The organism is Rhodococcus sp. P14 (assembly GCF_000256505.1).
GTDB lineage: Bacteria > Actinomycetota > Actinomycetes > Mycobacteriales > Mycobacteriaceae > Rhodococcus > Rhodococcus ruber.
Genome location: NZ_AJFC01000080.1, coordinates 1 through 11,194 on the forward strand (window position 1 = coordinate 1; position 11,194 = coordinate 11,194).

The 11,194-nt window shown below is 71.0% G+C and carries 9 protein-coding genes, 1 tRNA gene and 1 pseudogene; 6 read left to right on the forward strand and 5 right to left on the reverse strand.

Going from position 1 to position 11,194, the window contains the following annotated elements; translation table 11 throughout:
* Positions 1-2 precede the first annotated feature (2 nt).
* The 5 genes from mfd to OEY_RS0105690 all read right to left on the reverse strand — a co-directional run bounded on the left by mfd (position 3) and on the right by OEY_RS0105690 (position 6,129).
* Positions 3-3,635, reverse strand: a complete 3,633-nt coding sequence (gene mfd, locus OEY_RS0105670) for a transcription-repair coupling factor (protein WP_010592940.1) — start codon at positions 3,633-3,635, stop codon at positions 3-5.
* 140 nt (positions 3,636-3,775) lie between these two features.
* Positions 3,776-4,345, reverse strand: coding sequence for a PIN domain-containing protein (locus OEY_RS0105675; RefSeq protein ID WP_010592941.1), 570 nt, complete (start codon positions 4,343-4,345; stop codon positions 3,776-3,778).
* A gap of 11 nt (positions 4,346-4,356) precedes the next feature.
* Positions 4,357-4,689 carry a helix-turn-helix domain-containing protein gene (locus tag OEY_RS0105680; protein ID WP_010592942.1) on the reverse strand — a complete coding sequence of 111 codons (333 nt, stop codon included), beginning with the start codon at positions 4,687-4,689 and terminating at the stop codon, positions 4,357-4,359.
* A 51-nt stretch (positions 4,690-4,740) separates the two neighbouring features.
* Positions 4,741-5,376 carry a ScbR family autoregulator-binding transcription factor gene (locus OEY_RS0105685; RefSeq protein WP_010592943.1) on the reverse strand — a complete coding sequence of 212 codons (636 nt, stop codon included), beginning with the start codon at positions 5,374-5,376 and terminating at the stop codon, positions 4,741-4,743.
* A gap of 159 nt (positions 5,377-5,535) precedes the next feature.
* Positions 5,536-6,129: a TetR/AcrR family transcriptional regulator gene (locus OEY_RS0105690; protein ID WP_010592944.1), complete on the reverse strand. Its 594-nt coding sequence runs from the start codon at positions 6,127-6,129 to the stop codon at positions 5,536-5,538.
* Positions 6,130-6,365: 236 nt separating this feature from the next.
* On the opposite strand from OEY_RS0105690, the gene OEY_RS0105695 reads away from it, so the two are divergent.
* The 6 genes and pseudogenes from OEY_RS0105695 to OEY_RS28075 form a co-directional block, all read left to right on the forward strand.
* Positions 6,366-6,437: transfer RNA gene (locus tag OEY_RS0105695), tRNA-Gln, on the forward strand.
* A gap of 71 nt (positions 6,438-6,508) precedes the next feature.
* Positions 6,509-7,987, forward strand: a complete 1,479-nt coding sequence (gene glmU, locus OEY_RS0105700; RefSeq protein ID WP_029539904.1) for a bifunctional UDP-N-acetylglucosamine diphosphorylase/glucosamine-1-phosphate N-acetyltransferase GlmU — start codon at positions 6,509-6,511, stop codon at positions 7,985-7,987.
* The gene (locus tag OEY_RS0105705; protein WP_003937863.1) at positions 7,984-8,964 is read left to right on the forward strand and encodes a ribose-phosphate diphosphokinase; all 981 of its coding nucleotides are present in this window, start codon (positions 7,984-7,986) and stop codon (positions 8,962-8,964) included. The genes glmU and OEY_RS0105705 overlap by 4 nt, the downstream gene beginning before the upstream one ends.
* 53 nt (positions 8,965-9,017) lie before the next feature.
* Complete coding sequence (locus OEY_RS0105710; protein ID WP_010592946.1) at positions 9,018-9,647, forward strand: DUF2461 domain-containing protein; 630 nt, start codon at positions 9,018-9,020, stop codon at positions 9,645-9,647.
* 193 nt (positions 9,648-9,840) lie between these two features.
* The gene (locus tag OEY_RS0105715) at positions 9,841-10,494 is read left to right on the forward strand and encodes a hypothetical protein (RefSeq protein WP_010592947.1); all 654 of its coding nucleotides are present in this window, start codon (positions 9,841-9,843) and stop codon (positions 10,492-10,494) included.
* A gap of 232 nt (positions 10,495-10,726) precedes the next feature.
* A pseudogene (locus tag OEY_RS28075) lies at positions 10,727-11,194 on the forward strand (helix-turn-helix transcriptional regulator); the annotation flags it as partial.

Sequence of the window (11,194 nt, forward strand, 5' to 3'; positions counted from 1 at the left end):
GGTCACACGCTCGCGGCGGTCGGCACGCGCACATCCACCGATCCCTGCGCCTTGCCGTCCAGGGCGAGCAGGAAGTCCGCGATGTACTGCAGCAACTCGACGTCGCGCACCCGCTCGGAACCCACGCCGCCGGTCCGCGGCAACGGCAGTTGCACGATGCCGCTCGTGGCGCGGTACTGCGCCGCCGGATAGAGCCGCTTGAGCCGCATCTGCTTCGAATCCGGCAGGTGCATCGGCGAGATCTTCAACTGGGTGCCGGAGACCGCGACCTCCTCGAGGTCGTACTCGCGGCACAGCAGGCGCAGCTTGGCCACCGACACGAGCCGGCCGACCTCCTCGGGCAGCGGACCGTACCGGTCGACGAGTTCCTCGACCACCGCGGCGATCGCGTCGTCGTCGTGCGCCGCCGCGAGCTTGCGGTAGGCCTCGAGCCGCAGCCGGTCGGAGGTCACGTAGTCCGGCGGGATGTGGGCGTCGACCGGAAGATCCACGCGCACCTCCTTGGCGGCCTCCTCCGTGGCGACGGGGCGGCCGTCCGCGGCGGCCCGGAACGCCTCCACCGCTTCGCCGACGAGACGCACATACAGATCGAATCCGACGCCGGCGACGTGACCTGACTGCTCCGCGCCCAGAACGTTTCCCGCGCCGCGGATCTCGAGGTCCTTCATGGCCACGGCCATGCCCGCGCCGAGATCGGAGTTCTGGGAGATCGTGGCGAGCCGGTCGTACGCCGTCTCGGTCAGCGGCTTCTCGGGCGGGTACAGGAAGTACGCGTAACCCCGCTCGCGGGAACGGCCGACGCGTCCGCGTAGCTGGTGCAGCTGCGACAGCCCGAGCGAGTCGGCGCGTTCGACGACGAGGGTGTTGGCGTTGGAGATGTCGAGGCCCGTCTCGACGATGGTGGTGCACACCAGGACGTCGTACTGACGCTCCCAGAAGCCCTGCACGGTCTTTTCGAGGGTGTCCTCGTTCATCTGTCCGTGCGCGACCGCGACCCGCGCCTCGGGGACGAGGTCGCGAATTCGCTTGGCGGCCTTGTCGATCGAGCTCACGCGGTTGTGCACGTAGAACACCTGTCCGTCGCGCAGCAGCTCGCGGCGGATGGCGGCGGCGACCTGCTTGTCCGCGTAGGCGCCCACGTAGGTGAGCACCGGGTGCCGCTCCTCGGGCGGGGTGAGGATCGTCGACATCTCGCGGATGCCGGCCATGCTCATCTCCAGGGTGCGCGGAATCGGCGTAGCGGACATGGTCAGCACGTCGACGTGCGTGCGCAGGGCCTTGATGTGCTCCTTGTGCTCGACGCCGAATCGCTGCTCCTCGTCGACGATCACGAGACCGAGGTCCTTCCATCGCACGCCGGTCTGCAGCAGCCGGTGGGTGCCGACGACGATGTCGACCTCGCCGTCGGCGAGGGCGGCGATCGTCTCCTTCGCCTCGGCGGAATCGGTGAAGCGGCTCAAGCCCTTGACGGTGACGGGGAACGACGCCATCCGCTCCGTGAAGGTCTGCAGATGCTGCTGCGCCAGCAGCGTGGTGGGCACCAGCACCGCGACCTGTTTGCCGTCCTGCACGGCCTTGAACGCGGCACGCACCGCGATCTCGGTCTTGCCGTAGCCGACGTCGCCGATGACGACGCGATCCATCGGGACCGCCTTCTCCATGTCGGCCTTGACCTCGGAGATGACGGTGAGCTGATCCTGGGTCTCGGTGAACGCGAACGCGTCCTCCATCTCCTTCTGCCACGGGGTGTCCGGCGCGAACGCGTGCCCCGGGGCGGCCTGGCGGGCCGCGTACAGCTGCACCAGCTCCCCCGCGATCTCGCGGACGGCCTTGCGCGCCTTGCGTTTCGTGTTGGCCCAGTCGGAGCCGCCGAGCTTGCTCAAGGCGGGCATCTCGCCGCCGACGTAGCGGGAGAGCTGGTCGAGGGACTCCATCGGCACGAACAGCCGGTCACCCGGCTGCCCGCGTTTGCCCGGCGCGTACTCGATGACCAGGTACTCGCGGCGGGCGCCGCCCACGGTCCGCTCCACCATCTCCACGAACCGGCCGATGCCGTGCTGATCGTGGACCACCATGTCTCCGGCGGTGAGTGCCAGCGGATCCACCTGGTTGCGGCGCTTGACCGGCGTGCGCCGGCCCTCGGCGGCGGTCACCCGGTTGCCCGTGAGATCGGACTCGGTGACGAGCACCAGTCCGGGCACGTCCGCGCCGTCGCCCGGCAGCACCAGGCCGTCGTGCAGCGCGCCGCACAGCACCCCGACCGTGCCGCGAACCGGTTCGGCCCCCGGATCGAGCCGCGCTGCGGGTACGTCGTTCTCCTGAAGCCGCTCGAGCACCCGCTGCCCGGTGCCGGCACCTGCAACGACGATCGCCGCCCGCCCGCCGGTGGTTACGTGCGCGCGCAGGTTCGCGAAGAGCATCGTCAGCAGTTCCTCGGACCCGCGCACCTCCGGCGCCGACTGCACGTCGAGCACGACCTCGGTGTCGGCGCCCGACGCCAGCGGGCTCAGCGTCCACCACGGCCGGCCCGCGGCTTCCGCCGTCTCCCGCACCCCGGTCAGCGGCCGGTACGCGGAGGCGGCCAGATCCACACCCTTCATGTTCGCGGTGTCCAGCGGCGCGGCCCCGCCGAGCGAGGCCGCGGTCCACGACGCCTCGAGGAACTCCTGGCCGGTACGCATCAGGTCCGCCGCGCGGGTCCGGACCTTCTCCGGATCGCACAGCAGCACGTGCGTACCGTCCGGCACGACGTCGGTCAGCAACTGCAGCTCGCCGGTCTGCAGCACCGGCAGCAGCGCCTCCATGCCCTCGACCGGGATGCCGGAGGCCATCTTGTCGAGCATCTCCACCAGGGCCGCGTCGGCCGGGTTGTCCTGGGCGAGGCGCGCCGCGCGTTCCTTGACCTGCTCGGTCAGCAGCAGTTCCCGGCAGGGCGGGGCGATGAGGGTGCTCACCTCGAGTTCGGGGATGGACCGCTGGTCGGCGACGGAGAACGGGCGCAGCTCGGTGACCTCGTCACCCCAGAACTCGACTCGCACCGGGTGGTCCGCGGTCGGCGGGAAGACGTCGAGGATGCCGCCGCGCACCGCGAACTCGCCGCGCTTGCCGACCATGTCGGCACGGGTGTAGGCCAGCTCGACGAGCCGCTCGATCAGCTCGTCGAAGTCGTGCTCCGCGCCGACACGCAGGGTGACGGGCTCGATGTCGCCCAGACCGGGGGCCATCGGCTGCACCAGCGAGCGCACGGTCGCGACGATCACCCGCAACTCGGGTCCGTAGTCGCGGTCCTCGGGGTGCGCGAGCCGGCGCAGCACCTGTAACCGGCGGCCGACGGTGTCGGCGCTGGGCGAGAGCCGCTCGTGCGGCAGCGTCTCCCACGAGGGGAACTGCGCGACGACGTCGCCGAGCATTTCGCGCAGCTCCGCCGTGAGATCGTCCGCCTCACGGCCGGTCGCGGTCACCACGAGCAGCGGCGTCTTCGCGGCGAGCGCGGCAGCGACGAACGGCCGGGCCGCGGGCGGGGCCACCAGGGCCTGTGCGGCGGTCCCGGCGAGGGCGGCCACACGCTCGAGCTGCGCGTCGGCCAGCGCGATCCGCGCCAATCCGGACAGGGGGGTGACGGACACGTCGGACACGGGAAGGGCGCTCCTGGGGTTCGAGAAGAGGACCGTCCGAGTCTATGCGGTGTCCGGTTCGAGCGGCCAGGACCACTGCCGCGGGCGGCACGGCAACACAGCCGCGGGCGGCACGGCAACACAGCCGCGGGCGGGACGGTTCAGGGCGGGTCCGCTGCCAGTAGGTCGGCGCTGTTGTCGCCGAGCGCTGCGCGCGCCCACGCGGCCAGCCGCGACCGCAGAGCGGCGTCGGCGAGCTCCTCGCCGGGCCCGAGCCATCGCCGTCGCGCCATCTGGTGCAGCACACGCACGGCCCGCCGGGGATCGGCGTCGAGGACGTACGCGACGAAGGCGTCGGGTGTCTGTGGCTCGACCCCGGACCGCTCGAGCGAGCGCGCGAGACCGGCGTCCGTGGTGACGACGACGTCGGCCTGTGCGAACAGCGCCACCGCCGTCAGGTGCGCGTCGCGGGGATCGCTGACGTACGGCACCTCGCGCAGCACCGTGGCGGGCCAGCTCACCCGTGCCTCGGGGAAGGCCGTGTCGAGTTCGGAGAACAGGAAGTCCCGCGCCGGGCGCGACATGTGCGCCGGCAGCCTCCGCTCCACCTCGGCGACGATGCCGTCGCTCCAGTAGGGCCGGTACAGCGCGTCCTCGGCGAGGGCGAGCAGCACGTCGCGCACGCGCGGCGGCGTCAGTGCCGGCGCGTCGAGTACCGCCCGGATCGGCACGATCGTTCCCCCTAGAAGTCGTCGTCGTACAGGCCGTCGCGCCGGCTCAGGTCGGCGACGGCGTCCAGGGCCCGGCTCCGGGCTTCGGCCCTCCGGGCGGCACAGGCGAGGACGTCGGCGCGGCGGATGCGACGGTGCAGGCCGTGGAACCGGGAGGGCAGGGTGCCGTCGTCGACGAGACGGGCCACGTACGCCCGGCCGACACCGAGCACGTCCGCCGCCTGTGCCGTGGTCAGCAGCGCGGGCACCGGGACGATGGTCACCGCGGCGTCGGCTCCGGACTCGTCGAGGATGCGGGCGAGTGCCACGCCGGCCGCAGCCGCGTCGAAGGGTCCCAGGGTCACGGCGGCGATCGTGTCAGGCGAGGGCGGCCGGCGCAACGATTGCCTCCGGGATCAGACCCGGAGCCGGCGCGAGGCGAACTGCTTGAAGTACTCGGCCTTGGCGGGCGGGACCAGGGCCGGCAGCATCAGTCCCCACGCGTTCTCGAGGTATTCGACGAGGGCCTCACGACAGTCGAGCGCCGCCGCGACCATGCGTACCCCGGTGAGCACCTGCAGGAGGAACAGACCGACCATGTCGGGGTCCACGTCCTCGTTCAGGTCACCTTCGGCCAGGGCGCGCTTCGCGAGGTCGCGCATCGTCGCCAGCCAGGTGTCGAACAGGCGGTCGCCGGTCCCCCGGTAGTCCCCGATCTCCACGGCCAGGCGGAACATCGCCCGGACGACCGGATCGTTCCGGGACAGGTCGACGGTGAGGACGGACAGCTCGATCAGTGTCTCGAGGGCCGGGGTGCGGTCGTTGATGGTCGTCACCGCGGCCTCGGCGAGACGCGCGAAGCCCGCGTCGACGACGCCGCGGGCGAGCTCTTCCTTGGACGCGAAGTGGAAGTACAACGCACCTTTGGTGACGCCGGACTCCTGGATGATCTCGTTGAGGCTGGCGTTCGCGTAGCCGAGGTTCATGAAGATCTCCGCGGCACCGCGGACCACGGATTCGCGGGTGACTTCCGCGCGGACCTGCCGAGCCATTCACGGCCTCCCGGACGGGCTCGTACGCAGGAGACGATCCGGGCGATCGGCGCCGATCGCCGCTCGGTTGATCACCGCGATCACCTGGCATCCCTTCTCGAGTCGGCTGGGCAACGATACCACCTGGTAGAGGGACGATCGGGGGACTGCGCCACCGGCTCAGGAGGTCCCGAGCTGCGGGTCCGCCTCGAGGTGCGTAAGTCCGTTCCAGCACAGGTTCACCAGGTGGGCGGCCACGACCTCCTTCGACGGGCTGCGCTCGTCCAGCCACCAGGTCGCGGCCGTCGCGACCATGCCCACCAGTGCCTGCGCGTAGAGCGGAGCCAGGTCCGGGTCGAAGCCGCGGCGGGAGAAGTCGCCGGCGAGGATGTGCGCCACCTGCCGCACCGCCTCGTTCAGCAGGGACGAGTACGTGCCCTCCTCCGCGGTGACCGGGGAGTCCCGCACGAGGATGCGGAAGCCGTCGGTGCGTTCCTCGACGTAGGTGAGCAGGGCCAGCGCCACCCGCTCGACCCGGACGCGCGAGCGGTTCTGCGTCAGGCTCGCGCTGATCATCGACATCAGGGTCGACATCTCCCGGTCCACGACGACGGCGTACAGCCCCTCCTTGCCACCGAAGTGCTCGTAGACCACCGGCTTGGAGACCTGGGCCCGATGGGCGATCTCCTCGATCGACGCCGCCTCGTAGCCGCGCTCGGCGAAGATCGCCCGGCCGATCTCGATGAGCTGTTCCCGGCGCTGGGTGCCCGTCATCCGGACCCGCGGGCTGCGGTCGGCGTGGTTCTGCGACGGTTTCGACACGTAGTACATCCTTTCCGGCACCCGGCCGGACCCCGGGGCCACCGGAAAACCCCGGGGACGACGCGCGGCGGGTTGCGCTCAGCCTATCCGGGACGACGACGCGCCCGGCCCCGCGTTCGACTCCGGGCGTGGCGGCATGCGAGGATCACAGACGCATGACCGGGGCGTCGGCGCCGGGAATGCGGCAGTCCGCCGTGGTGTAATCGGCAGCACCTCTGATTTTGGTTCAGATAGTTCAGGTTCGAGTCCTGGCGGCGGAGCAGGGCAGTCGGGGCCCGTGAGCTCCCCTGCCGGTGCCGAACCTGCGCATGTCGAACGTCGAGGGAGCTTCATGCAAGTGCAGACCGCAGTTGTCGTCCTGGCGGCCGGAGCGGGTACGCGAATGCGGTCCAAGACCCCGAAGGTGCTGCACACCCTCGGGGGCCGCACGATGCTCGCCCATTCGCTGCACGCGGCCGCGGAGCTGGACCCGGACCACCTCGTGGTGGTCGTCGGGCACGAGCGCGAGCGGGTGTCCGCCGCGACCGCCGACATCGCCGAGACGCTCGACCGCAAGGTGTCGATCGCGGTCCAGGACCGGCAGCTCGGCACCGGGCATGCGGTGCAGTGCGGGCTCGACGCCCTGCCCGGCGACTTCTCCGGCGTGGTCGTCGTCACCAACGCCGACGTCCCGCTGCTCGACGGCCACACCCTCGAGGCGCTCGAAGCCGAGCACCTCGCCGAGCCGATGCAGTCCGCGGTGACCGTCCTGACGTTCCTCGCCGACGATCCCACCGGGTACGGCCGCATCGTCCGGAACGGCCACGGCGAGATCCGCGAGATCGTCGAGGAGGCCGACGCCGACGCCGAACAGGCCGCCATCGACGAGGTCAACGCCGGCATCTACGCCTTCGACGCCGAGTTCCTCCGCAGCGCACTGACCCGGCTGCGGGCCCACAACGCCCAGGGCGAGCTGTACCTGACGGACGTGGTCACGATCGCGCGGCAGGACGGCCGGGCGGTGTTCGCCGCCCAGCTCGCCGACGCGACGAAGGTCGCGGGCGCGAACGACCGGGTGCAGCTCGCCGCGCTCGCGGCGCAGCTGAACCGGCGCACCCTCGAGCACTGGATGCGCGCGGGCGTGACCGTCGTCGACCCGGCCAGCACCTGGGTGGACGTGGACGTCGTCCTCGCCCGGGACGTGACCCTGCTCCCCGGGGTGCAGCTGCACGGCCGGACCGTGGTCGGCGAGGACGCGGTGATCGGCCCGGACACCACGCTGACGAACGTGCGGGTCGGTGCCGGAGCGTCGGTGGTGCGCACCCACGGTTCGGACTCCGTGATCGGCGAGGGGGCGACCGTCGGTCCGTTCGCCTACCTGCGTCCGGGCACCGACCTCGGCGAATCCGGCAAGATCGGCACCTTCGTGGAGACGAAGAACGCCGAGATCGGGCCGCATTCGAAGGTGCCGCACCTGACCTACGTCGGCGACGCCACCATCGGCGAGCACTCGAACATCGGGGCTTCGAGCGTGTTCGTCAACTACGACGGCGTGCACAAGTCGCACACGGTCGTCGGATCCCACGTCCGGACCGGATCGGACACCATGTTCGTGGCGCCCGTGACGGTCGGCGACGGCGCCTACACCGGCGCCGGCACGGTCCTGCGCCGCAACGTTCCACCGGGGGCGCTTGCGGTGTCGGGTGCGCCACAGCGCAATATTGAAGGCTGGGTCCAGCGGAACCGCCCCGGGACCCCCGCGGCCGAGGCAGCGACTGCAGCACGGCAGCAGCAAGAGATCGAACGGCAAAAGGACGGCCAGGACCAGTGACCTCCAATTGGATCGACAACCAGAAGAACTTGATGCTCTTCTCCGGCCGGGCCCACCCCGAGCTGGCGGAGCAGGTGGCGAAGGAGCTCGACGTCCAGGTCACCCCGCAGACCGCGCGGGACTTCGCCAACGGCGAGATCTTCGTGCGGTTCGAGGAGTCCGTCCGCGGCTCCGACGCGTTCGTGCTGCAGAGTCACCCGTTCCCGCTCAACCAGTGGGTGATGGAACAGCTCATCATGATCGACGCGCTCAAGCGAGGATCGGCCAAGCGCATCACCGCCGTTCTGCCGTTCTACCCCTATGCCCGCCAGGACAAGAAGCACCGCGGCCGTGAGCCCATCTCCGCTCGCCTGATCGCCGATCTGCTCAAGACCGCCGGCGCGGACCGCATCATCACCGTCGACCTGCACACCGACCAGATCCAGGGCTTCTTCGACGGCCCCGTCGACCACATGCACGCCCAGGGCCAGCTCGCCGAGTACATCCGCGACAAGTACGGCGTCGAGAACATCGCCGTGGTCTCCCCCGACTCCGGTCGCGTCCGCGTCGCCGAGAAGTGGGCCGACACCCTCGGCGGTGCCCCGCTGGCGTTCATCCACAAGACCCGCGACCCGCTCGTGCCGAACCAGGTCAAGTCCAACCGTGTCGTCGGCGAGGTCGAGGGCCGCACCTGCATCCTCATCGACGACATGATCGACACCGGCGGCACGATCGCCGGCGCCGTGAAGATCCTGAAGGAGGCCGGCGCGGGCGACGTCGTCATCGCCGCCACCCACGGTGTGCTCTCGCATCCGGCCTCCGAGCGCCTGGCGTCGTGCGGCGCCAAGGAGGTCATCGTCACCAACACGCTGCCGATCGACGACGAGAAGCGTTTCCCGACGCTCACCGTCCTGTCGATCGCACCGCTGCTCGCGCGCACCATCCAGGAGGTGTTCGAGAACGGCTCGGTGACGTCGCTGTTCAACGGTTCCGCGTAGCCGCGGGAGGCGGTGTACTTTCGGACCGTCACCGGACCGAAAGGACACCCGGCATGTTCACCGGCTTCCCCGTTGCCGCCCTCGACTTCTACGAGGATCTCGAGGCGGACAACAGCAAGCCGTTCTGGGCCGCGCACAAGGCCGTCTACGACGACTGCGTGCGCGGCCCGATGCTTGCGCTGCTCGCGGAGCTCGAACCGGAGTTCGGAGCGGGCAAGGCGTTCCGCCCGCACCGCGACGTGCGCTTCAGCACGGACAAGTCGCCGTACAAGACCCATCAGGGCGGCTTCGTGCAGACCGGGCCCGGCGTCGGCTTCTACGTGCAGATCGACGCGGCCGGGCTGCGGGTCGCCGGCGGCTTCTACCGGGGCTCGTCCGACCAGGTCGCCGCATACCGTGCCGCCGTGGACGATTCGCGCCGCGGACCGCGACTCGAACCGCTCGTCCGGCGGCTGCACCGGGCCGGGTACGAGATCGGTGGCGAACGGCTGAAGACCCGTCCGCGCGGTGTCGCCGAGGACCACCCCCGACTCGACCTGCTGCGGCACAAGTCCCTCACCGCCGCGCGGGCACACCCCTCGCCCGAGTGGATCGACACCCCGCGCACCCTCGACGAGGTGCGCTCCGCCTGGCGCGACGTCCGGCCCCTCGTGGAGTGGCTGACCGCCGCCACCGCCACCTGAAAAGCGTTCGCATCGCGGACGATCCGGGGGTTTCGGTGCCGTACCGATCGGTACGGAAAGTGCTGTGGCACAAGAGTTTGCCGCCCGTACACCTGCCGTCGGCATGATCTTCGTCACGCCGACACCTTCAGTCGCAGGTCGCGCCGGACCCACCCGAGCGGACCCCACCGGTCTTCACTTAAGGTGGCTCCTCGTGATCGACGCGCGAACCCTCGAGGCCCCCACCGAAAACGCGAAACTCGAGACCGTCCGACGGTGGAAACCCGGAGCCTGCGTCTGGTGCGGCGACACCGAGTCCGTCGAGCCGTTCCGTAACGAACCCCGTTGCGGCACTTGCCGCACGCACGAATCCATCATCGACGAGGCCCGCAAGTTCGTCGGCATGTACGGTCTGCGCCCCATCGGCGGCACACTGCAGTCGGACGACGAGGAGGAGTACGAGCACCGCAAGGCCGCCCGCGACTCGCGCCGCGTCCTCAACGACATCCGGCTCGCCGAGCAACCCGATCCCGCCCTCGTGCGCAAGGCCCTGCGCCCCCGCGCCGCCGCCGTCGTCGCCGAGACCGTGCGCCGGCCCGCCACCCCGCGCACGCCCTCGGTGCGCCCGTCGCAGCGCGCCGCCGAACCGGCGCCGGTACGCACCGGCGGCGTCGACGTCGACGAGATCCAGAACCGCGCCCTCGCGCTGCTCGATCAGCTCTCCGCGATCGATGCGCAGCTCGCGCTCGTCGCCGAGCAGTCCGGCCTCGCCGCCCGCGCCCGCCGCGGCGACCTCGAGAAGCAGAAGGCCACCATCCTGCGCACCCTGGCCGCCCTGGAGAAGGCGCGGCTCAGCGCGACGAGGTAGGAGCTCTCGCCCCCAGGGGAGGTTGTCGCGGCACCGTCCGGTGCCGCAGTCGACAACCTCCCCTCGTCGTCTGTAACGCCTGGTCGGACTACGCAAACCGGACATCCCTCTCCTCGGCCCGGAAGAGACCGGGTAGTCTGCCCGTGCCGAGGGGTCTGTCGGGGACACCGGGGACAACGGTGGAGACCGCACATGCCGGCGTGCGTCGACAGACCGAGCGAGAGGAGTTGCCGTGAGTGTCCCCGGCGCCGTCCGTACCGGGGTACCGACGTGGCGGACGCTGGCCACCGCCGTGCCCCGCGCCCGCCTGTTCGACATGCTCGACCGCGGGTCCGCGCTCACGGTGGTCCACGCACCGGGCGGATTCGGCAAGAGCACGCTCCTGGCCACGTGGCTGCACCGGGGCGGCGCACCCGAACGCGACATCGCGTGGGTGCCGGTGGCGGACGACGCGGCACCGGACCGCATCTGGTCCGACGTCTGCACGGTGCTGGGCGAACACGTCGCGCCCGGTGACCCGGCCGAACAGCTCGCCGAGGTCCTCCGATCCCGCCCGGCGCCGTCCCTGCTCGTCCTGGACGGGCTCCCCGCCACCGCGCTCGACGACCTGCTGCCGGCGATCCGGCACCTGCTCGACCGCTGCCCGTCCGTCGACGTCGCCGTCTGCGTACGGGGCAGCGCCGCATCGGCGGGCGGCGGC

What these genes read in the sequence shown, in the direction of transcription:
- OEY_RS0105685 (WP_010592943.1), bottom strand. Translation starts at nt 5,376, where the DNA reads ATGGCTCGGCAGGTCCGCGCGGAAGTCACCCGCGAATCCGTGGTCCGC.
- OEY_RS0105690 (WP_010592944.1), bottom strand. Translation starts at nt 6,129, where the DNA reads ATGACGGGCACCCAGCGCCGGGAACAGCTCATCGAGATCGGCCGGGCG.
- glmU (WP_029539904.1), top strand. Translation starts at nt 6,509, where the DNA reads ATGCAAGTGCAGACCGCAGTTGTCGTCCTGGCGGCCGGAGCGGGTACG.
- OEY_RS0105710 (WP_010592946.1), top strand. Translation starts at nt 9,018, where the DNA reads ATGTTCACCGGCTTCCCCGTTGCCGCCCTCGACTTCTACGAGGATCTC.